Raw genomic sequence first — 21,131 nt, 5'->3', positions numbered from 1 at the left:
CGGGTTCCGCGGGCTCGTCCGGGCCGTTGCAGGTCGTGATCGTGGCGCTGCCGCCGGTATCCATGAGCGGCATCGCGCCGATCATCGACAGTCTTCTGCTCGCCAACGAGATCGACGGGCACAGGCTTTACGAATGGCGGATCTGTTCGTGGGACGGCCGGCCGGTGCCGCTCTCGGGCGGCGCGCACATGCCCGCCGATTGCGCCTTCAACGACGCGGTGCAGTGCGACTGGCTCATCGTGATCTCGGAGCGCTACCAGCAGTTCGCCGACTACCGCCTCTTTCTGGCAAGCCTCGCGCGCGTGGCGCCCCGCACGCCGCTCGTTTCCGGCATCCATCACGGTGTCTGGTGGCTCGCCATGGCGGGACAACTCGCGCAGTATCGCGTCGCGGTGAACTGGGAAACGTATCAGCAATTCACCGAGCAGTTCGAGCGCGCAATCGTCTCGCAGCAGATCTTCGAGATCGACCGGAATCGCGCGACCTGCGCGGGCGGGCAAGCGAGCATCGACTTCATGCTGGCGATGATCGCGCGCGATCACGGCCAGGATCTTGCCGAACGCATCGCCGACTCGCTCGGCGTCGGCGTGTTGCGCGCGGGCACGGAGCGGCAGCGCATTCCGTTCGTGACCGCGCCGGGCGAGCGTCATCCGCGTCTGAACGACGCCTTGCAGCTCATGGAAGCGAATATCGAAGACCCGCTCGCCACCGATGAAATCGCGAACCTCATCGGCATTTCGCGGCGGCAGCTCGAACGGCTGTTCCGCCAATACCTCGGCGCGATGCCATCGAAGTACTACCTCAATCTGCGGCTCACCAAGGCGCGCACGCAATTGCAGCGCACGAGCAAGTCGGTCGTGCAAATCAGTCTCGCATGCGGCTTTTCTTCAGCGGCGCATTTTTCGAATGCTTATCGCGACCGTTTCGGCGTGACGCCGCGCGAGGAGCGCCGCAACTGGATCGAGAAGCAGCGCGGCGGCGTGGTCGACGAACCGCGCGGCGGCGCGCTCATTGAACCGCCCGATGACAGCGGCCAGCGCAATTGACGAGGTGCCTCGCGGCGCACGCCATCGACCGAAACGGAGCCTGTCCGCCGGTCGATGGACGCATCGAGCGAATCAACAAGTTTTGCACCGGCGCTTCTTTTATGAAGTCGCCTCCGGCAAGGTATAGACGCTCGTTTTTCTCATTTGCATCGTGTACTTGGTCGTCATTCCGTCCGGCCCCGACTTGGGATCGCTCAACGTTCCTTTTTCCGCCAAGACGCGGACCGAGACGGTGCCGTTCATGTCCTTGGAGATGACCGCTTCTCCAGTGCCTACCACGCTCTTCGAGTTGTCGGGTTCGAAGTAGTCGAACATCGACATTCGTTCAGCGGAGTTGCCAGTACTCGGATTCGTCAGGCTTCCGGATTTGCCGTTATAAACGATCACCGAGAATGGATACTTATTGCCGACGTTCATCAGGTCTTGACCGCCGGGCGAGGCAGAAGCAACGACCGGGCTATCTGGGCGCATTGCGTTGTGCGCCCGGACGATTTCAGCGGCGCCGTCCTTGGAGGTCGTCCATCCTGGACCCGCGCGATTGGTGCCGGCGTGGTAAGCATAAAAGTTCCGTCCGTCCGATGCCATCACCACGGAACATCCGGACAGAGTGCCTGTAGTCACGAGGACGGTTCCCCCGCGCGGAATCTTCGAGTACGGCACCGCGATGGCACCGACTCCCTCCCGGCCGTTGTCGATACTGATGATCTGATCGGTTTTCTTGAGCGAGATGCCTTTCTTGTCCCAATAAGTACCGGTGAACATCTTCATTCTGCTGTCGTACGAGGTCGCATCCTTCGTCTCGCCTACGTTCAGCACGTCGCGGCGCTGATCGTATCGCGCTTCGGTGGCGTCCATCGGCGTGGCCATGTCGGTGACGTCTCTGTCGTGCCGATAGTATTCGAACCGCACGCGTATCGAATTCATTCGTTGCTGTTCGGCCGCCTGATCGGTGGGTGCACGTAATTTGAGCGGGCCTTTTCCGGCCAATTTCTCGACATCGCGCTGGCCGAGCTGGCGGGCAGGCGGCCGTGTCGTGCTGCCGCCCCCGGCTGTCGAAACGCCGGAGGTACCGGGTTGTTCCGGGCGCATGCGCGGTGGTTTGGTCGGCCCCAACAGGTACCCGATGCGCCCGTCCTGGAGATGTACAGGCCGCTTGACGAACGGCGTCGAAGGTGTTGCAGGCGGCGTCTCGTTTCGTGCGCTTTGCACGGCTCCCAAGTCCGGCCGCACGTTCAGCACGTCGAGCAGCTCGTGCGCCGATTCTTTCGTGAGTGGCTTTCCTTCCTGGACTTGATTCAAGCCGCCAGTCAACACACCGGCGACTTTCATGACCCTGCCAGCAGGCGTCAATGCGTTGGCCTGGTCTAAAATGCCGGTATACCATTCTATGGTCGATGCCTCTTCGGGAGTAAGCGCTTCTCCTCTTGCCAGCTTCTTACCGAGGTCATGCGCGTTCTTCACGAAGGACGTGAAGGGATTTTTGAGAGCCTCGGACGTCATTTCTAGAACTTCGGCTTGCGTATAGTCCGTCCGGATAATCGGGCCGCCTACATATCTGATCTGCACTTCGTCTTGAGTATGGGTGGACGGTGTGTCCAGCATGCTCTTGAGCGCGGGATCGACACGCGCAAGATATTCCGTCGCGACAGCGAACCGCCTTAGAGCGACGATTTCGTCCGCCGTTAGCTCCTGATGAGCCTGCAATTTGCCTTCAATCGCGAGAACGTTATTTCCCAGCATGCCGAATCGATTGGTAATTGTCTGCGCGACCAAGTCGGGGCTAAGCGTGAGCCAGCTTCCTCCCTTCGCGGAGACGGAATATCCGTTTGGCGTATAGCGCGTGAATACGTTCTGCCCGTGAAACTTGGGTGGCGTTGTTGACGGCGTTTGCGGGCCTCCCGTCGTGCTTGCGCCCCCAGGCGAAGTATTTGCGCTTCCCACACGGGGCGGCGGGGCCGCCAGCGCTCTCGTACCGGCCGGCATCAGCGATTCCGGCGGCAAGCCGCTCGTATCTTGCGTCAGTGCATCATTCGATACGCCGTACATATACCCAGTTTGCGAATTTACTTGCATACGGACCTCCTCAACGAGTTGTGGTCAATCCTTTTGTTACAGCTCGAGCGTACGAGATGAGGTCCGGCAGGGGTGATACGCGATCAATGCGCCGGATAAATCGCGCAATCCTGCGATAGGGAAGCGTGCTCCAAGGCATTGCGCTGCGGTCTTGCACGCGCCGTTCCGCGAAAAGCCCTCGAAGCATGTCGCGAACGCGCAAGACGGATGGCGCGCGATTGCCTAATATCGGAGACATTGCAATGGCAGACGAGGAGCACAGCATGAGCGAGATCAAGGTAAGCCGCGATACGTTCGACGAAGTCATGGTGCCGGTATTTTCGCCGGCGAGTTTCGTGCCGGAGAAAGGCCGCGGCTCGCGCGTGTGGGATACCGAAGGAAAAGACTACATCGACTTCGCGGGCGGCATAGCGGTCACGGCGCTCGGTCATGCGCATCCCGAACTGCTCAAGGTCTTGCACGAGCAGGGCGAAAAGCTCTGGCATATCGGCAACGGCTACACCAACGCGCCGGTGTTGCGCCTCGCGAAACGCCTCACGGACCTCACTTTCGCGGATCGCGCGTTCTTCGCCAACTCGGGCGCCGAAGCCAACGAAGCCGCGCTGAAGCTCGCGCGCCGTTATGCCATCGACACATTCGGTCCGGAGAAGATCGGCATCGTCTCGTTCACGCAATCGTTTCATGGCCGCACTTTCTTCACGGTGAGCGTGGGCGGCCAGCCGAAATACGCGGAAGGCTTCGGGCCGCAGCCGCAAGGCATTCGGCATCTGCCGTATAACGATCTCGCGAAGGCCGTCGAAGCCATCGGTCCCGACACGTGCGCGGTGATCGTCGAGCCGGTGCAAGGCGAAGGCGGCGTGCTGCCCGCCGAACCCGCGTTCCTCGAGGGTCTGCGCCGAGCCTGCGACAAGCACGGCGCACTCCTGATTTTCGATGAAGTGCAGACGGGCGTCGGCCGCACGGGCACGTTCTACGCATACATGCAGTATGGCGTGACGCCCGACATTCTCACGAGCGCGAAGGCGCTGGGCAACGGTTTTCCCATCGGCGTGATGCTGACCACCGAAGCGATCGCAAGCCATTTCTCGGTCGGCGTGCACGGCACGACGTATGGCGGCAATCCGCTTGGCGCATCGATTGCGGAAAAGGTCGTCGAACTGATCAGCGATCCGAAGGTGCTCGCAGGCGTGGAAGCGCGCAGCCGCGCGATCAAGGCGCATCTGCAGCGGATTGGCGAGCGCTTTAACATGTTCAGGGAGATTCGCGGTCGCGGTCTTCTGATCGGCGCGGAACTCAAGGACACCTACAAGGACCGCGCGAAGGACGTGCTCAATGCGGCAGCGGCGAATGGCGTGATCATGCTGATCGCCGGCCCCAACGTGCTGCGTTTCGCGCCGTCGCTCATCATGCCGATGGCCGATCTCGACGAAGGCTTCGCGCGTATCGAGCAGGCAATCGGCCAGCTCGTGAACGCGTCCGCCGTCACTCGCTAATAGGACCCGATGATGCTATTCGTTCGTCCCGCAAGACTCTCCGATCTCGACGAGCTCGAACGGATGGCGCGTGCGGCGCAACCCGTGCTGCATTCGCTGCCGCGCGACCGCCGCGCGCTCGAAACGCGCGTTGCGCTCTCGGAAGATTCGTTTCGCGCCGAGGTGGATTTGCCCGGCGAGGAGTTCTATCTTTTCGTGATGCAGGATTCGGCGACGGGCAAGCTGCTCGGGACATCGAGCATCGTCGCGTCGGCAGGGTACTCGGAGCCGTTCTACGCGTTTCGTAACGACGCGCTGATCCACGCATCGCGCGAACTCAAGGTGAATCGCAAGATTCACGCGCTCACGATGTCGCACGAACTCACGGGCAAGAGCCGTCTTACGGGCTTTTATATCGATCCGTCGCTGCGCACGCCCGAAGGCGAAGCGGCGGCGCATTTGCTGTCGCGCTCGCGCATGTTGTATATCGCCGCGAACCGCAAGCGCTTTTCGAGCGAAGTCTTCTCGCTGATGCTCGGCGTCAGCGACGACACCGGCGCGTCGCCGTTCTGGGAAGCAGTGGGACGCAAGTTCTTCAGCCGCGACTTCGAGCAGGTGGAACTCGAATCGGGTGGACGCAGCCGCACGTTCATCGCCGAAGTCATGCCGAGTTATCCCATCTATGTACCGCTCCTGCCGGGCGAAGCGCAGCGCGTGCTCGGCGAGCCGAATGAAAGCACGCTCCTTGCATACGACATCCATCTGGAAGAGGGCTTCGAGCCCGACCGTTTCGTCGATATCTTCGACGCCGGCCCGGTGTTGACGATAGCCGTGGACAAGAGCGCATCGGCGAGTTCGGGCGAATTGCGCACGGTGCGCGATGGCGCGCTTGCCGGTTCGCGCGCCGCGCCGTATCTCGTGGCCGCGGGCGGCGCGCACGAATTTCGCGCCATCGTCGCACCATTGGCGGGCACGCGGTCCGACGGCGCGGCCTTGAGCGCCGACGCGCGCGCGGCGCTCGGCGTGCAGGAGAAAGAGACGGTGCGTGCCGTGCCCTTGCATCAGGCTTCGGGAGAATTGCAATGATCGTCGTGCGCTCTGTGCGGCCGGGAGATGTCGACGCACTCGTCGCGCTGGCCCTCGAAACGGGGCCGGGCCTGACCACCTTCAAGCCGGATCGCGATGCGCTCGCCGCGCGCGTCGAACGCGCGCGCCGCACGCTTGCGGATGCCGCCGAGGCTTTCGAGGCAGGCTATCTCTTCGTGATGGAAGACACCGCGACGGGCGATATCGCGGGCGTTTGCGGCATCGAAACGGAAGTCGGACTGGAGCAGCCGTTCTACAACTATCGCGTGGCAACGGTCGTGCATGCGAGCAAGGATCTGGGCGTATGGACGCGTATGTCGCTGCTCAACATCTCGCACGACCTCACCGGTTACGCGGAAGTGTGCTCGCTGTTTTTGAGCCCGCGTTATCGCACGGCGGGTGTCGGCGGTTTGCTGTCGCGCTCGCGCTTCATGTTCATCGCGCAATTCACTTCGCGGTTTCCGCAGCGTCTGTGCGCCGAGTTGCGCGGTCACTTCGATGACAACGGCGAGTCGCCATTCTGGAACGCGGTCGGCTCGCATTTTTATCAGATCGATTTCAACGAAGCGGACTATCTCAGCTCGCATGGCAAGAAGTCGTTCGTGGCGGAACTGATGCCGCGTTATCCCGTGTACCTCGACTTGTTGCCCGATGCCGCGCGCGATGCGGTCGGCATCACGCATCGCGATACCGCGCCCGCGCGCAAGATGCTCGAAGCCGAAGGGCTGCGCTACGAGAATCACGTCGATATCTTCGATGCCGGTCCCGTGCTCGAATGTCACGTCGCGGATTTGCGCACGGTGCGTGAAAGCGTGCTGGCCGAAGTGAGGATCGGCGTGCGCGATGCCGCCATCGAAAGCGATGCGCGCAGTCTCGTGTCGAACACGCTGCTCGAAGGGTTCCGCTGCGGCGCGACCGTCGGCGCGGTCGATGACGGCGAGTTCCTGCTGACTCAGGAAGAAGCCGATGCCCTGCGCGTAACCGCAGGCGATGCCGTGCGCGTGCTCACGTCTTATCCGCGCGCCAAGTAAAGAGAAACGACATGACTATCCAGAATCAGTTGTATATAGGCGGCGAGTGGCTCGAAGGCAAGGGTGCGGCGTTCGCCTCGCGCAACCCGGCGACAAACTCGGTCGTCTGGCAAGGCAACAGCGCGTCGGCCGACGATGTCGAGCGCGCGGTTTCATCGGCGCGGCGCGCGTTTGCGTCGTGGTCGGCGGTGAGTTTCGATGAACGCGTCGCCATTGCGCGCCGCTTCGCCGCGTCGTTGAACGAGAACAAGGAAGCGCTCGCCGACGCCATCGGCCGCGAGACCGGTAAGCCGTTGTGGGAAGCGCGCACCGAGGTGGCTGCGATGGCCGCGAAGGTCGATATCTCCGTGCAGGCCTATCACGAGCGCACCGGCGAGAAGCGCGCACCCATGGCCGATGGCGTCGCCGTGTTGCGGCATCGGCCGCATGGCGTCGTTGCCGTGTTCGGGCCGTACAACTTTCCGGGGCATCTGCCCAATGGTCATATCGTGCCAGCGCTCATCGCGGGCAACGCGGTCGTGTTCAAGCCTTCGGAACTCGCGCCGGGCGTGGCTGCAGCGACGGTCGCGTTGTGGAGCGAAGCAGGCTTGCCCGCCGGCGTGTTGAATCTCGTGCAGGGCGAGAAGGACACGGGCGTGGCGCTGGCGAATCATCGGCAAATCGACGGGCTTTTCTTCACCGGCAGTTCGGATACGGGCACGCTGTTGCATCGCCAGTTCGGTGGGCGGCCGAAGATCGTGCTCGCGCTGGAAATGGGCGGCAACAATCCGCTCGTCGTCGCGCATACGGACGACGTGGACGCCGCCGTGCATCACACCATTCAATCGGCGTTCTTGTCGGCGGGACAGCGTTGCACGTGCGCGCGCCGTCTCTTCGTTCCCGACGATGCCTTCGGCGAGCGCTTCATGCAGCGCTTCGCCGAAGTGAGTGCGAACATTCGCGTTGGCGCTTACAACGAAGATCCGCAGCCGTTCATGGGCGCGGTGATCTCGGCGCGCGCGGCGACGCGGCTCCTCAAGGCGCAGGCGCATCTGATCGAAGCGGGCGCGGCGCCCGTGCTCGAGATGAAGCAGCGCGCGGCGCATCTGGGCTTCGTCACGCCGGCTATCCTGGATGTGACCCACGCGGCCGACGTTCCCGACGAAGAGCATTTCGGGCCGCTCGTGCAGGTCACGCGCTACCGGACTTTCGACGAGGCCATCGAACGCGCGAACGATACGGCCTACGGTCTCTCGGCGGGCTTGCTCGCCGACGACGAAGCCGCGTGGACGCACTTTCAGCGCACCATTCGCGCGGGCATCGTCAACTGGAACCGGCCGACCAACGGCGCTTCGTCGGCGGCGCCGTTCGGCGGCATCGGGCGCTCGGGCAATCAGCGGCCGAGCGCGTACTATGCGGCGGATTACTGTTCGTACCCGATGGCATCGGTGGAAAGCGCGCAACTGCAGATGCCCGCGAGCGTGTCGCCGGGACTCACGTTCTAAAGAACCGCGAAGGATCAAGGATGTCTTCATTCGAAGCAAACTTCGACGGGCTGGTCGGCCCGACGCACAACTACGCGGGGCTGTCGTTCGGCAACGTCGCGTCGCGCAGCAACGAGAAGTCGGTGGCGAACCCGAAGGCCGCCGCGAAGCAGGGCTTGCGCAAGATGAAGCGGCTGGCGGATCTCGGCTTTAAGCAAGGCGTCTTGCCGCCGCTCGAACGGCCTTCCGTGCGTCTTCTGCGCGATGTCGGCTTTTCCGGCGACGATGCCACGGTCATCGCGCGCGCCGCTCGCGAAGCGCCCGAACTGCTGGCGGCGGCCAGTTCCGCATCGGCGATGTGGACCGCCAACGCCGCGACCGTCAGTCCTTCCGCCGACACCGCCGATGGCCGCGTCCACTTCACGCCCGCGAATCTCGCCGCGAAGCTACATCGCGCGATCGAGCATGGCGAAACGCGCCGTTCGCTCGCCGCGATCTTCGTCGACGAAGCGCGCTTTCGCATTCATCACGCGCTGCCCGGCACGCCCGCGCTCGGCGACGAAGGCGCGGCGAATCACACGCGTTTTGCGCGCGAGTATGGGGAGAAGGGCGTCGAGTTCTTTGTCTACGGACGCAGCGAATATGCGCAGGGACCGCAGCCGCAACGCTATCCCGCGCGGCAGACGCTGGAGGCGAGCCGGGCCGTCGCGCGTCTGCATGAACTCGATGAGTCGGCGACCGTTTTCGCGCAGCAATCGCCCGATGTGATCGATGCCGGCGTGTTCCACAACGATGTCATCGCGGTCGGCAATCGCACGACGCTGTTTTGCCATCAGCGCGCGTTCGTCGATCAACACCGCGTGTACGACGAACTGAGCGCGAAGCTCGCGGCGCGTGGCGCGGTCTTCACGGCGCTCGAAGTGCCGGAGAGCGAAGTGAGCGTCGCGGATGCGGTCTCGTCGTATCTTTTCAACAGTCAGTTGCTGTCGAACGTTCAGGGCAAGCAGGTGCTCGTCGTGCCGCAGGAATGCCGCGAGAACGAGCGCGTGGCCGCGTATCTGGATTCGCTGGGCGAGCGATCCACGCCGATCGACGAAGTGCTCGTCTTCGATCTGCGCGAGAGCATGAAAAACGGCGGCGGCCCGGCGTGTCTGCGCTTGCGCGTCGTGCTGAACGACGTGGAGCACGCGGCCGTCAATCGCGATGTCTGGATGAACGACGCGCTCTTCACCCGCCTCGATGCGTGGATCGACACACATTATCGCGATCGCCTCGCGCCCGCCGATCTCGCCGATCCGCAATTGCTCGATCAGTCGCGCACCGCGCTCGATGAATTGACGGCCATTCTCTCGCTCGGATCGATCTATGACTTCCAGCGCTGATGCCTTGCTGCTTAACGATTTCTTGCGCTTCACGCTGTCGGGCGCGCAGCCGTCGCAAACCTTCGGCGTCGCGCCTTCGGGCGTGCGCTGGACCTGGCAGGACGATGGCGTGCTGTTACTCGAACCCGCGGCGAACGAGGCATCGCCAAGCGTGATTGCATCGGCGGGCATTCATGGCGATGAAACCGCGCCCATCGAAATGCTGTCGCGGCTCGTTGCCGATATCGCGAGCGGCGCGGCGCCACTTGCCGCGCGCATGCTGGTGATTCTCGGCAACATCGAGGCGATGCGCGCGGGTGAGCGGTATATCGACGACGATCTGAACCGGCTTTTTAGCGGCCGCCATGCGAAGTTCACGCAGAGCCGGGAAGCGCCGCGCGCGGCGTCGCTCGAAGCGAGTGCGTTGGCGTTCTTCGAGGGCGTCACGCATGCGCGATGGCATATCGACATGCACACGGCGATACGCGCCTCGGTATTCGAGCAGTTCGCCTTGCTGCCGCACACCGGCGCACCGCTCGCACGCGCGATGTTCGACTGGCTGCGCGATGCGCGCTTGCAGGCGGTGCTTTTGCATCGCGAGAAGAACAATACGTTTTCATACTTCACGGCGCAGGCTTGCAACGCGCTTGCCTGCACGCTGGAGCTCGGCAAGGTGCGTCCGTTCGGCGCGAACGATCTCACGCGTTTCGCGGCATCGGATGCGGCGTTGCGTCGTCTGGTAGGCGGTGAGCGGCCGGACGCGGATGCGCCTTTGCGCGTATTTTCCGTGGTCGCGCAGATCGACAAGCAAAGCGATGCGTTCGTGCTGAACGTGGCTGGCGACGTGCCGAATTTCACGGCGTTTCCAGCGGGCACCGAGCTCGCGCATGATGGGGATTACCGGTATCGCGTATCGCACGATGAAGAGCGGATCGTGTTTCCCAATGCTCGGGTCAAGGCGGGATTGCGCGCGGGGCTGATGGTCGTCGATACGACCGAGGCTACGCTGGCGGCGCTCGATTGAGCGCTGGCGTTTGCGGTGGCGCTTGCACGTTTGTTCGAGCGTCGAGTCGTGCTTGTGGCCACACATCGGTCGCGATTATTGGGCGGCACATCGCCGAGATTTCTATCGAGGTGGGTGGCACGCCTTCGCGATCTGTCGCGTGTTTGCACTTGTGCGTGGCTTGCCCGTGCGTTTGCGTTTGGGCTCTAGCTTGAGCTTGCAGCACGCACCTGCCCGCGCACCCGGCCGTCCATTTGCACTTGCATGAACGCGACCGCCACTTGCAACTTTCCCGTCCACGTTATCTCCACAGTCTGTTGCCGCGACCGCGCTACAATCGCGGCCCTGTGTTTGATGCGGCGCAGCGATCATCGCCGAGACGTTTGAGCATGGCTTTCCGTGCCGCGATGCTTCGGACGCTGGCGGCATGCGGCATCTAACAGAGACGAACGAATCGAACTGGAAGGAGATGGACTTGATTAAACTGCAATGGCTCAATCGCAGGTTTGCCGCGCTCGCGCTCGTGAGCGTTTCCGCGGCGGCAGGCATGGCAACGCTCGACGCGCATGCCGCCGACAGCATGAAGGAACTGCGCTTCGGCGTGGAGGCGTCTTACGCGCCGTTCGAATCCAAGACGCCGTCGGGTGAACTGACGGGCTTCGATATCGACATCGGCAACGCGGTGTGCGCGAAGCTGAAGACGAAATGCGTGTGGGTCGAAAATTCGTTCGACGGCCTGATTCCGGCCTTGCAGGCGCGCAAGTTCGACGCCATCAACTCGGACATGACGATCACGGACAAGCGGCGCGTCGCGATCGACTTCACCGATCCCATTTATACGATTCCCAACCAGCTCGTCGCGAAGAAGGGCAGCACGATCCTGCCGAGCGTCGCTGGTCTGAAGGGCAAGCGCGTGGGCGTGCTGCAAGGCTCGATTCAAGAGACATACGCGAAGGCGAAGTGGGCGCCGGCGGGTATCGATGTCGAGTCGTATCAGGCGCAGGATCAGATCTACGCGGATCTCGCGACGGGCCGTCTGGATGCCGCGTTCCAAGATGCCGAGGCGGCATCGAAAGGCTTTCTGAAGCATCCGCAAGGCGCGGGTTTCGCGTTCGCGGGACCGGCGGTGTCGGATGACAAGCTGCTCGGATCAGGCGTCGGCTTCGGCGTGCGCAAGAACGATAAGGCGCTGAAGGATGCGCTCAATCGCGCGCTGAAGGAGTTGAAGGACGATGGGAGCATCGACCGGTTCGCGGCCAAGTACTTCGATGTGAAAGTGGTTTTGAAGTAAGGCTTGGTCTTGCTTGAGAAAGCCCGTTTCTGGCGAAAGCGGAACGGGCTTTCGTACCTCACATCGCCCCAATCACCACCGTACAAGTCGTTCCCGCCGCGAGCAGCACGCCTTCCGGCACATCATCGATCTTCACGCGCACCGGCACGCGTTGCGCGAGCCGCACCCAGTTGAACGTCGGGTTCACATCCGCGAGCAACTCACGGCTTTGGGGATTGTCGCGATCGTAAATGCCGCGCGAAATGCTCTCGACGTGACCCGTGAGCTCGCCGCCGCTCATCAAACGAATCCGCGCCTTGTCGCCGATCTTCACATGCGGCAGCTTGGTCTCTTCGAAATAGCCATAGACCCAGAACGAATGACTATCGACGATGGCGAGCTTCGCCGCGCCCGCCGTCGCGTAGTCGCCGCGATACACGTTCAGATTCGTCACATAGCCATCCACCGGGGAAAACACCTTGGTGCGTTCCAGATTGAGCTTCGCGGCATCCAGCGCGGCGTTCGCCTGCTGCAACTGCGCCTCGGCAGTCGATGCCGTCTGCATGGAGTTCTCGCGTGCTTCCTTCGAGACGACCAGCGCGTCCATGTCCGCGCGACGCGCCGCATCGGCCCGGCGCATGCGCAACTCGGCCGCGCGCGCCGCGACGTTCGCCTGCGCCTGCTCGACGGCGATCTGGTAATGCGACGGGTCGATCTCCAGCAGCAAGTCGCCTTTCTTCACGAACTGATTGTCGTGCAACGGCATCTGCACGACCGCGCCCGACACGTCCGGCGCCACGTTGACCACATCGGCGCGCACCCGTCCATCGCGCGTCCACGGATCGTTCATGTAATGCACCCACAGCATGCGGCCGATGACGAGCGCCGCAGCGAAGATGGCTATCGTCATGACGAAGCCGACGAGTTTTCTGATCAGTATGATGCAACTCTCTTGAATATGTTGTTGGCGACGAAGCGGTCGAGAATCATCGATAAACCGCGAGACCCAGCACGCCGCACACGCAGACGAGCAGGCTCGCGCGAAACAGCGCCGGATGCCAGACCACGCGATACAGTCCGGTCAGCGCCAGCACGCGGTCGATGATCCAGGTGACGAGCCCGCCCGCGAGGCACAGCAAAAGCAACGTCGGCACGTAAGCTTCGAGAATCGCGGTATCACGCGGCATGGGACGCTCCTTCAGGCGAAATCGGTTGGAACGCTGCGAACGGCGATTCCGGGTCGAGCAGCGCGGTACGAATGAAATGCAGATGACTCACGATGCGTTGCAGCCGATGCCGCTCTTCACGCGGCGTATCCGAATCCGAAGCGTGCGAAGCAAGCATGGCCTGCATCTCGTCGATGGCGTGTTCCGTCGCGACGAGCGCGCCATCGAAACGCGCTTGCCGTGGCCGATCGAAGAGCCGCGCCACCGCATCGAGCGTCGGGTTCACGACGCGTTCGAAGCCCGCCATTTCGCGTCGCAAATCGATCACCGCATTGCCGAATTCGAGCACCGCGAAGAGCCACTGCAAGGCCTCGCGTTGCAGCGCGGGCTTGTCGGAAGCGAGCGCGTTGATCTGCGAAAGCAGGTCGCGCGTGCGGCTTTCGAAATGCGTCGTCAGTTGCGCGAGACGTCCGCGCCGCGCGCTCACTACTTCGCGGCGCAGGTCCGCGAGCAGCAGACGGCGCAGCCACGGCGCATCGGTCGGCAGGAGCACGGCGAAGGCGATCGCGGAGACGATCATCGACAAGACGAGCGCGATGGCGTCGTTCATGAAGCCGGTCGGATCGTAATGCACGAGGTTGTCCGGCCCCGCGAGAAAGCAGAAGAAGATGCAGTAGCCGATGCCCACGCCCGCGAGCGAGCGACGCGTCGTCAAGAACGCGCCGAGCATGAGCGCGGGCACGAGCGCCGCGCACATCAGCACGAAGCCGTCGATATGCGGAAACACGCCGAACACGACGATCATGCCCGTGATGCTCGCGAGCGTCGTGCCGATAGCCATTTGCGCGGCCATCTGCGTCGGCCGTGGCGACGACGACGCCAGCGCGCATACGGCAGCGGCGTTGAGCACCATCGTGCCGCCGCTCGGCCACGCGCTCGCGATCCAGAACGCGCTCAGGACGAACATCACGACCGCGCCGCGCAGGCCGGAAACCGCGGCTGCGAGCAGATTGGTCTTGGGCACGTAACGCGCGACCCAGCGCTCGCGTTCATGCGACGGCGCCGCGAGCGACGCGTAGGTGTCGGCATACGCGAGCATGTCGTCGACGAAACGATAAAGCAGCTCGGTCGCGGTATCGAATTCGAGTGCGGTGAAGCCGGGCGCGGCTTCGAGCGAGATACGCGTCGCGCGCACGCGCTTGGGCAACGCGGCCTTGTAGTCGCGCAATTGCGCGGCGGCGTGCGCGGCGTCGGCAGCGTTGCGCACCGGCTCGCCCGCAATCAGCAACAGCGGCGGCACTTCGTGAATGAACGGTTCGAGCGCATCGATGGTCGTGCCCGACGCGTTTGCGCGCAGCCGGTTCATCAACTGATGCAGCGCGTGAAAACGCGTGGATGCGCTCATGAATTCGCTATTCAGCCGCGCGAGCCGCCCGCCGCGCCGCCGCGATTCGGGATGCTCGAAAATCGCGACACTGCGCGCCGCCTCGAAGCCGACGATATCCGCGACGAAGCTCAGATTGGTGCGTTCGATTTGCGCGCGCTCGAGCTTGCCGGACATCGCGTGACAGACGTAATCGACGAATTGCGTGAAGCGCCGTCGCACCGTGGTGCGGATCTGCTCGCCCGCGAGTTGCGGAAACACGAGCGCGCTCACGGCGCCCGCGCACACGATGCCGAGCGACACTTCGCCTACCCGCGTCAGGGCCGACAGATACGCGCCATCCGGATGCTGCGCCGCCGGTATGCCGATCAGCGCCGCCGTGTATCCCGCAAGCACGAAGCCATACGAGCGGAAGTTGCGATTGCGCGCCGCGCCCGCCGTGCAGATGCCGACCCAGAGCGCCGTCGCCGAGAGAAACAGCACCGGCTGCTGCGAGAACAGGCTGATGAATGCGAGCATGACGACGAGACCGACCATCGTGCCGCAGAAACGGTAGAAGCTCTTCGCGAGCACCATGCCGCTTTGCGGCTGCATCACGACGAAGACGGTGGTCATCGCGGTGCGCGGCTGCTGCATGTCGAGCCGCATGGCGATCCATAGCGCGATCAGCGCCGCCAGCACCGCCTTGAAAATGTAGATCCACGCGAGGCCGTCGGTGCGCGCCCAATCCGCGAAGGCGTTCACGAGCGATGCGCGCTTGTCGATGAGAACAGTGGCCATGAACGTTCTCCTCACTTCACCGAGGACGACGCGCCGAGCGACGAACCGAACGGGCCGATATGCTTCGCGGGCGCGAGCGCCGTTTCTTGCGGACCATTCGAGGGATCGTCGATGCCGCCGCCGAGCGCGGAGGTGAGCGTTGCATAGGCTGCGAGCCGTTGCGCCCGCACGCGTGCTTCGCCGTCCTGCGCGCGCAGCAATTGCGCTTGCGCGATCAGCACGTTGACGTAATCGGTCAGGCCGCGCTTATAACCGGCGTTGGCGAGGTCGTAGTTCTTGCGTGCGGCGGCGACCGAGCGCCCCGACGCTTCCAGCTGCGTGTCGAGCGAACGCACGCGCACGACCTGATCGGCGATGTCCTTGAGCGCGGCGACGAGCGTCGCGTTGTAGTGATCGACGGCTACGTCGTATTGCGCCGACACCGCGCCGAGTTGCGAGCGCAGCCGTCCGCCTTCGAAGATAGGCAACGACAGCGCCGGGCCGAATGTATAACCCGTCGCCTTGCTCGTGAGGAAGCTGAGCAGCGCGCCGCCCGCGAAAGTCTGCGTGAGCGACGCCGCGAGATTGATGTTCGGATAGAACTCGGCCTTCGCGACATCGATACCGCGCGCTTGCGCCGCCACCATCCAGCGCGCCGCGACGATGTCGGGCCGATGACCCACGAGTTCGGCGGGCAGCGACGAGGGCAAGGGCAGCGGCGTCGCGAGCGCGAGCGTGGGACGCGTGAGCGCATCGCCCGCGCCGGGACCTTCGCCTGCAAGCGCGGCGAGCTGATGGCGCGCGAGCTCAATCTCTTCCTGATAGATATCGACCTGACGCTCGTACTCGGGCAACGGCGTTTCGGCCTGACTCACTTCGAGCTGTGTGCCGATGCCGCCTTTTAAACGCCGCTCTGCGAGATCCGCGATGCGCTGCTGCTGCGCGAGCGTCTGTTGAGCGATATCGAGCAGCGCGAACGCCTGCGAAAAGCCGATGTAGGCGCGCACCACGTTGGTTTCGAGTTCGAGCTGGGCGGCGCGGGCATCGGCCGCGCGCACGTGGGCGACATCGAGCGCGCGTTCGGCGGCGTTATCGTCGCGGCCCCAGAGATCGAGGTCATAGGAGAGCGAAAGGCCGGCGGTGTCGTCCCACGTAGTCGTGCCGCCGTAGTAGCCGGGGCCGTAGAAGTCGTTCTCCGGCCAGTGCTTGCGCTGCAGGCTCATCGCGCCATCGACGTGCGGCAAAAGCGCCGAGCGCGCCACGCCGGCTTCCTCGCGCGCCTCGCGAACGCGTGCGGCGGCCATCGCCAGTGTCGGGTTGCCGCCGGTTGCGCGTGTAATCCAGGCATCGAGCTGCGGATCGCGATACGCGCGCCACCATTCCTGGTCGGGCCACGCGGCGTCCGCATTGGCGGCGCGAATGGCGTTGCCGACATCGAGCGTTGCCGCGTCTTTCAGCGGATCCTGCGGCGCGACCTTGCCCGTACTTGCGCATCCGGCGATTGTTAAAAATGCCGTAAGAACCGCGGCATAAGCGGCGTAACTGAACGACCGGCTCCGCACGATTCCCTCCCAAAATTGAATAGAATTTGAGAGTGAATTATATTTTTGCAGGGATTGTCGAATAACCAGTAACGATGTAAAGCATTCTTACTGAGATTGCGATAATCGCTTTTACTGGTCGTGTAACAATTCGGTCTACATAAACGCCGAAAAACGGGAAAGCGTCATGGATACGCTCCAAAACATGCGCGTGTTCGCGCGCGTCGTCGAGGCGGGCAGTTTCACCGCCGCCGCGCAGCATCTCAATACGACCACCGCCTACGCGTCGCGCGCCGTGTCCGACCTCGAAGCGCATCTGCGCACGCGGTTGCTCAATCGCACGACGCGCCGAATCGCGCTAACCGAGGCGGGCGAGCGCTATTTGCAACGCTGCGAGCAAATTCTCGCTTACGTCGATCAGGCCGAAGCCGAAGCCAGCGACGCCCACGCGCGTCCGGCCGGCAAACTCAAGGTGCATTCGATGACGAGCTTCGGCGTGCACTATGTCGTGCCGATGATTTCGCGCTATCAGCAGCGTCATCCGTCCGTGCAGGTCGAGCTGACTTTGGCGCAACGCGTGCCGGATCTACTGGACGAGGGTTACGACGTGTCGGTGGTGCTGGCTTCTGAGTTGCCGGATTCCGCATTGGTGTCGGCGCGGCTCGGCACGGTGTTCAGCATTGCATGTGCGTCACCGGCGTATATCGAGAAGCACGGCACGCCGCATGTGTTGTCCGACCTGGTGCGCCACACCTGTCTGCAATTGATGACGCCCGTGTTTCCGCCCGACCGCTGGGTCTTCGACGGTCCGAACGGGCAGGAAACGGTCAGTCTCGGCGCTTCGCCCTTCACGGTGAACGTGGCCGACGCCATGGTGACGGCGATCCGGGAAAACATGGGCATCGGCGTATTGCCGACGTCCTCCGCGCTGCCCGCCTTGCGCGCGGGCACTTTGGTGCGTGTGCTGCCGCAATACACGATGCAGGAACTGACGGTCTACGCGCTGTACCCGTCGCGCCAGTATCTGGACGCCAAGATCCGCACGTGGGTGGAGTTTCTGCGCGAGGCGTTGCCCGACACGCTCGCCGCCGATTCCGAGTCGCTCAAGGAGTTCGTAGTAGGCTGAATATGCTTGCCGTCAGTGCTGTCGGCTCCGGCGCGCTGACCGAAGTCCGGTTACGAAATAAGCTGCGGCGCAACACTTGCTTACTCCTGATTCACCCGCATTTGCTACTGTCTGTCTACGTTCACTGCATTTAATTTTGGGGACTCGTCTGATGAGCACGCCACTTATGTTCGCTCTTGCCGCGCTTGTGTCGTTGATCGCCGTTCCGGCGTCGCGCGAGCTTTTCAATGCCATGCGTGCCCAGTCGGAAGAAGAGGCAAGAAAGCGCCTGATCCCGATTCGCGTCGAAAGCAACCGCGACCGGCGCACCCGCTGAATCTAAAAAAGCGCTTCCAGCGGCTCGATGAGCCGCGCTTCGTCCGTGGTGGCGCGGTTCACATCGGTTGAAACGCGGTGCCAGACGAAGTGCGAAGCCGGCACGCCGTCGGACTTCACGAGCCGCGCCAAATCCTCCGCTGATGCGTCCGGGTCCAGCCAGCGCCGCGCCGTGGCTGCGGAGAAAACCAGCGGGCGGCGGTCGTGGACGTCCACGAGGCCTTCGTCGGCTGCTGCCGTGACGATCACGAAGCCCGCGCCGGGCTGCGCGGCGTCCTCCTCGCGCGTGATGCTCGTGAGCGCGGCAAGGAACATGGGCTCGCCGTCGGCGCGTCGAATGTAATACGGTTGCTTGAGGGGCTTCGCGGCGGCGGGTTTGGTCGCCAATTCGCCCGGACGCGGCTCGATTCGCCATTCGAACCAGCCATCCGCCGGCACGAGAATGCGCGCTTTTTTCCACAGATTGCGAAAATAGGCACTGGTCGACGCCGTCTCGACGCGCGCATTGATGGTCTGCGGCAACTTCTTTTGTATCGCCCACGGCGGGCAATATCCCCAATGCACGGCGCGAATCGATTCGTCGGGATAGACGGCGAGCGGATGCGTGCCCGGCGACAAGTTGTAGCCGGGTCGCCGGTCGGCGGCATCGACGAGTACGAACGGGTTCTTCAGATGCAGACGTTGCGCGTAATGCATCGGCAGTCGGTACTGGCTGATTCGGCCGCACATGGCTTGGCTCCCGTTATTCGCGTTGCTCCGTCAGATTTCGACGACCTTGTCCCAGGCGAACTGTTCGTTTTCCCAGCGCCCGGAGCGACGGTCGAAGTAGCCGCGCGGATTGCAGACCACGCGCGTCCCATTCGCCGTGTAGTCGAACGACGTATGCGTGTGGCCGTGAATCCAAAGCGCGGCGGGCGTGCGGGCGAGCGTCGGCAGATGATTGACGAAGCCCGCCGACACGATATCCGTCGCATACCGCTCGGACAGACTTTCGCGCAACGGCGCGTGATGCGTGACGACGATCGTCTGGCCCGCGAACGGTCTGGCCAATTCGTTTTCGAGCCACGCGCGCGCTTGCTCGTGCAGCGCGAGGGAATCTTCCGGCGCGAACGCGCGGGGTTCGCCGTCTTGCTCCGGCCACGCGAGCTGGATCAGCCCTCGATAATCCAGCATGACCTTGATGCACGCTTCCTGCGCGCGGCCGATTTCTTCGTCGCTCGACCCGAACAGCGCGAAGTCGGTCCAGAGCGTCGTGCCGAGAACGCGCCACGCGCCGCGCCGGTCGACGAGCGCCGCGTTGTTCAGGTAATGCACGTTGTCCACGCTTTGCGCCGCGTCGAGCATGGCGGCTTCCATCGCGCCGAATTCGGCGTCGTAGTACTCGTGATTGCCCGGCACATAGACGATAGGCACATCCGAACCGAAATTCTCCACCGCCCAACGCACGCCTTCCGCGTGATTGTGGATATCGCCCGCCAGCACGACGAGATCGGCTTCGGCATAAGGAATCGCGAGCGGCTCGTCGTTTTCCAGGTGCAGGTCCGACAGCACGCGTATCTTCATGCGATGTTCTCCTTCCTTGTCCCGGCTTGCGCCCAGCGCACGACCTTGCCCGGATTCATGCGATTCTCGGGATCGAGCGCGGCCTTGATGCTTTGCATGAGGCGCACCTCGACGGCCGATTTATAGTGCATCGCTTCGTCCACCTTCAGTTGCCCGAGACCGTGCTCCGCGCTGATACTGCCGCGATGCGCATGCACCTGGTCGTAGACGAGTGCGTTGATCGGCGTCTGGAACGCTTCGAGAAATTGCTTCTGATCGACGCCTTCGGGCGCCTGCACGTTGTAATGCAGATTGCCGTCGCCCAGATGTCCAAAGGTCACCATGCGCGCGCCGGGCGTGGCTCGAGCGATGATCGCGTCGGTTTCCTCGATAAAGCGGCCGATGCTCGAGATCGGCACCGCAATGTCATGTTTGATGTTCAGCCCTTCCTCCGCCTGCGCGAGCGGGATATGCTCGCGCAAATCCCAGAATGCCTGCGACTGCGCGAGGCTTTCCGCGACCACGGCATCTTCGACGATACCTTCTTCCATAGCCTGTTCCATTAGCCTTTCGAACAGCGCGCGGGCGTGTTCGTCGCTTTCGCTGTCGGAGAGTTCGAGCAGCACGGTTTGCGCGTGCGGTTCGCCGAACGGATAACGCAGTTGCGGAAAATGCCGGCCGACGAGGCGCATCGAGAAGTCGGACATGAGCTCGAAGCCGGTCAGGAGCGCACCTGCGTGACGTTGCGCCATTGCCAGGAAATCGAGCGCGGCGTGCGGCGAGGCAAGACCCGCGAGCGCCGTCACGCGCGCGACCGGCGCGGGATGCAGTTTCATCACCGCCGCCGTGATGATCCCGAGCGTGCCTTCCGCGCCGATGTACAGATCGCGCAGATCGTAACCGGTGTTGTCCTTGCGCAAGCCGCGCAGGCCGTCCCAGATATCGCCTTGCGGCGTCACGACTTCGAGGCCCAGGCACAACTCGCGCGTGTTGCCGTAACGCAGAACGCCCGTGCCGCCCGCGTTGGTCGAGAGGTTGCCGCCGATCGTGCAACTGCCTTCGGCCGCGAGACTCAGCGCGAAGAGACGTTGTGCGCTTTCGGCGCGCGCCTGGACTTCGGCGAGCACGACGCCTGCTTCGACGGTAATGGTGTTGTTATGCGGATCGATACCGCGAATGCGGTTCAGGCGGCGCAGGCTCAATACCGCTTGCGCGCCGCTCTCGTCGGGGGTTGCGCCGCCCGCGAGTCCCGTGTTGCCGCCTTGCGGCACGATGGCCACGCCGTGTTCATGCGCGAGTCCGACGACGGCGGCGACTTCCGCGGTGTCGGCGGGAAGCAGCACGGCGCACGCATTGCCGCGATAGCGCTTGCGCCAGTCGACGAGAAACGGCTCGGTGTCGTGATCGTGCGTAAGAACGTGGGACGCGCCGAGCAGTTCGGTGCAGGCGGCGATGAACGGGGCGTGAGAGGCAGTCATGGATGAGGGCAGATT

The 21,131-nt window shown here is 63.4% G+C and carries 18 protein-coding genes; 10 read left to right on the top strand and 8 right to left on the bottom strand.

The genetic code is table 11. The annotated features are described in order from the left end of the window. The first annotated feature begins 62 nt into the window (after positions 1-62). Positions 63-1,046: a GlxA family transcriptional regulator gene (locus tag P9292_RS10580; RefSeq protein WP_244828008.1), complete on the top strand. Its 984-nt coding sequence runs from the start codon at positions 63-65 to the stop codon at positions 1,044-1,046. Between the two features lie 99 nt (positions 1,047-1,145). Here the strand turns inward: P9292_RS10580 and P9292_RS10575 are convergent, their stop codons facing one another. Further along, positions 1,146-3,119, bottom strand: coding sequence for a cytotoxic necrotizing factor Rho-activating domain-containing protein (locus P9292_RS10575; protein WP_309958801.1), 1,974 nt, complete (start codon positions 3,117-3,119; stop codon positions 1,146-1,148). A 263-nt stretch (positions 3,120-3,382) separates the two neighbouring features. On the opposite strand from P9292_RS10575, the gene P9292_RS10570 reads away from it, so the two are divergent. From P9292_RS10570 to P9292_RS10540, 7 genes are all read left to right on the top strand, one after another. Then, positions 3,383-4,612: an aspartate aminotransferase family protein gene (locus P9292_RS10570; protein ID WP_309958800.1), complete on the top strand. Its 1,230-nt coding sequence runs from the start codon at positions 3,383-3,385 to the stop codon at positions 4,610-4,612. A 12-nt stretch (positions 4,613-4,624) separates the two neighbouring features. After that, positions 4,625-5,677: an arginine/ornithine succinyltransferase subunit alpha gene (gene aruF, locus P9292_RS10565; RefSeq protein WP_250464691.1), complete on the top strand. Its 1,053-nt coding sequence runs from the start codon at positions 4,625-4,627 to the stop codon at positions 5,675-5,677. Continuing rightward, positions 5,674-6,708 carry an arginine N-succinyltransferase gene (gene astA / locus P9292_RS10560; protein WP_309958799.1) on the top strand — a complete coding sequence of 345 codons (1,035 nt, stop codon included), beginning with the start codon at positions 5,674-5,676 and terminating at the stop codon, positions 6,706-6,708. The genes aruF and astA overlap by 4 nt, the downstream gene beginning before the upstream one ends. An 11-nt stretch (positions 6,709-6,719) precedes the next feature. Then, the gene (gene astD / locus P9292_RS10555) at positions 6,720-8,192 is read left to right on the top strand and encodes a succinylglutamate-semialdehyde dehydrogenase (protein WP_309958798.1); all 1,473 of its coding nucleotides are present in this window, start codon (positions 6,720-6,722) and stop codon (positions 8,190-8,192) included. A gap of 20 nt (positions 8,193-8,212) precedes the next feature. Next, entirely contained in the window at positions 8,213-9,553 is a 1,341-nt protein-coding gene (astB, locus tag P9292_RS10550) for an N-succinylarginine dihydrolase (protein ID WP_309842528.1), read from the top strand. After that, the gene (astE, locus tag P9292_RS10545) at positions 9,537-10,556 is read left to right on the top strand and encodes a succinylglutamate desuccinylase (protein WP_309958797.1); all 1,020 of its coding nucleotides are present in this window, start codon (positions 9,537-9,539) and stop codon (positions 10,554-10,556) included. Before astB ends, astE begins: the two co-directional genes overlap by 17 nt. A 457-nt stretch (positions 10,557-11,013) precedes the next feature. Further along, on the top strand, positions 11,014-11,826 hold the full coding sequence (locus P9292_RS10540) for an ABC transporter substrate-binding protein (protein ID WP_309963966.1): 813 nt from the start codon (positions 11,014-11,016) through the stop codon (positions 11,824-11,826). Between the two features lie 58 nt (positions 11,827-11,884). Here the strand turns inward: P9292_RS10540 and P9292_RS10535 are convergent, their stop codons facing one another. The 4 genes from P9292_RS10535 to P9292_RS10520 all read right to left on the bottom strand — a co-directional run bounded on the left by P9292_RS10535 (position 11,885) and on the right by P9292_RS10520 (position 16,676). Next, positions 11,885-12,715, bottom strand: coding sequence for an efflux RND transporter periplasmic adaptor subunit (locus P9292_RS10535; RefSeq protein WP_409015155.1), 831 nt, complete (start codon positions 12,713-12,715; stop codon positions 11,885-11,887). 76 nt (positions 12,716-12,791) lie between these two features. After that, complete coding sequence (locus P9292_RS10530; protein WP_250464390.1) at positions 12,792-12,992, bottom strand: DUF1656 domain-containing protein; 201 nt, start codon at positions 12,990-12,992, stop codon at positions 12,792-12,794. Next, positions 12,982-15,135, bottom strand: coding sequence for an FUSC family protein (locus P9292_RS10525; RefSeq protein ID WP_309958796.1), 2,154 nt, complete (start codon positions 15,133-15,135; stop codon positions 12,982-12,984). Before P9292_RS10525 ends, P9292_RS10530 begins: the two co-directional genes overlap by 11 nt. Before the next feature lie 11 nt (positions 15,136-15,146). After that, complete coding sequence (locus P9292_RS10520; RefSeq protein ID WP_309958795.1) at positions 15,147-16,676, bottom strand: efflux transporter outer membrane subunit; 1,530 nt, start codon at positions 16,674-16,676, stop codon at positions 15,147-15,149. Between the two features lie 166 nt (positions 16,677-16,842). Between P9292_RS10520 and P9292_RS10515 the strand changes: the two genes are divergently transcribed. Both P9292_RS10515 and P9292_RS10510 read left to right on the top strand, forming a co-directional pair. Continuing rightward, positions 16,843-17,781 carry a LysR family transcriptional regulator gene (locus P9292_RS10515; RefSeq protein ID WP_244827676.1) on the top strand — a complete coding sequence of 313 codons (939 nt, stop codon included), beginning with the start codon at positions 16,843-16,845 and terminating at the stop codon, positions 17,779-17,781. 76 nt (positions 17,782-17,857) lie between these two features. Continuing rightward, positions 17,858-18,097: a hypothetical protein gene (locus P9292_RS10510; RefSeq protein WP_309958794.1), complete on the top strand. Its 240-nt coding sequence runs from the start codon at positions 17,858-17,860 to the stop codon at positions 18,095-18,097. A 2-nt stretch (positions 18,098-18,099) separates the two neighbouring features. Here the strand turns inward: P9292_RS10510 and P9292_RS10505 are convergent, their stop codons facing one another. Genes P9292_RS10505 through P9292_RS10495 form a run of 3 tightly spaced genes read right to left on the bottom strand, consistent with a single transcriptional unit; the run spans position 18,100 to position 21,116 of the window. Further along, complete coding sequence (locus tag P9292_RS10505; RefSeq protein ID WP_250525709.1) at positions 18,100-18,825, bottom strand: SOS response-associated peptidase; 726 nt, start codon at positions 18,823-18,825, stop codon at positions 18,100-18,102. 30 nt (positions 18,826-18,855) lie between these two features. Further along, positions 18,856-19,659, bottom strand: coding sequence for a metallophosphoesterase (locus P9292_RS10500; RefSeq protein WP_250492212.1), 804 nt, complete (start codon positions 19,657-19,659; stop codon positions 18,856-18,858). After that, on the bottom strand, positions 19,656-21,116 hold the full coding sequence (locus tag P9292_RS10495; RefSeq protein WP_250525711.1) for an FAD-binding oxidoreductase: 1,461 nt from the start codon (positions 21,114-21,116) through the stop codon (positions 19,656-19,658). The genes P9292_RS10500 and P9292_RS10495 overlap by 4 nt, the downstream gene beginning before the upstream one ends. Positions 21,117-21,131 lie beyond the last annotated feature (15 nt).

Origin of the sequence: Caballeronia sp. LZ001, from assembly GCF_031450875.1 — a bacterium.
Taxonomy (GTDB): domain Bacteria; phylum Pseudomonadota; class Gammaproteobacteria; order Burkholderiales; family Burkholderiaceae; genus Caballeronia.
This window is presented reverse-complemented; position numbering and strand designations above follow the sequence as displayed.

What these genes read in the sequence shown, in the direction of transcription:
- astE (WP_309958797.1), top strand. Translation starts at nt 9,537, where the DNA reads ATGACTTCCAGCGCTGATGCCTTGCTGCTTAACGATTTCTTGCGCTTC.
- P9292_RS10495 (WP_250525711.1), bottom strand. Translation starts at nt 21,116, where the DNA reads ATGACTGCCTCTCACGCCCCGTTCATCGCCGCCTGCACCGAACTGCTC.
- astA (WP_309958799.1), top strand. Translation starts at nt 5,674, where the DNA reads ATGATCGTCGTGCGCTCTGTGCGGCCGGGAGATGTCGACGCACTCGTC.
- P9292_RS10580 (WP_244828008.1), top strand. Translation starts at nt 63, where the DNA reads ATGAGCGGCATCGCGCCGATCATCGACAGTCTTCTGCTCGCCAACGAG.
- P9292_RS10530 (WP_250464390.1), bottom strand. Translation starts at nt 12,992, where the DNA reads ATGCCGCGTGATACCGCGATTCTCGAAGCTTACGTGCCGACGTTGCTT.
- P9292_RS10535 (WP_409015155.1), bottom strand. Translation starts at nt 12,715, where the DNA reads ATGACGATAGCCATCTTCGCTGCGGCGCTCGTCATCGGCCGCATGCTG.
- P9292_RS10575 (WP_309958801.1), bottom strand. Translation starts at nt 3,119, where the DNA reads ATGCAAGTAAATTCGCAAACTGGGTATATGTACGGCGTATCGAATGAT.
- aruF (WP_250464691.1), top strand. Translation starts at nt 4,625, where the DNA reads ATGCTATTCGTTCGTCCCGCAAGACTCTCCGATCTCGACGAGCTCGAA.
- P9292_RS10500 (WP_250492212.1), bottom strand. Translation starts at nt 19,659, where the DNA reads ATGAAGATACGCGTGCTGTCGGACCTGCACCTGGAAAACGACGAGCCG.
- P9292_RS10505 (WP_250525709.1), bottom strand. Translation starts at nt 18,825, where the DNA reads ATGTGCGGCCGAATCAGCCAGTACCGACTGCCGATGCATTACGCGCAA.
- astB (WP_309842528.1), top strand. Translation starts at nt 8,213, where the DNA reads ATGTCTTCATTCGAAGCAAACTTCGACGGGCTGGTCGGCCCGACGCAC.
- astD (WP_309958798.1), top strand. Translation starts at nt 6,720, where the DNA reads ATGACTATCCAGAATCAGTTGTATATAGGCGGCGAGTGGCTCGAAGGC.
- P9292_RS10570 (WP_309958800.1), top strand. Translation starts at nt 3,383, where the DNA reads ATGAGCGAGATCAAGGTAAGCCGCGATACGTTCGACGAAGTCATGGTG.
- P9292_RS10515 (WP_244827676.1), top strand. Translation starts at nt 16,843, where the DNA reads ATGGATACGCTCCAAAACATGCGCGTGTTCGCGCGCGTCGTCGAGGCG.
- P9292_RS10525 (WP_309958796.1), bottom strand. Translation starts at nt 15,135, where the DNA reads ATGGCCACTGTTCTCATCGACAAGCGCGCATCGCTCGTGAACGCCTTC.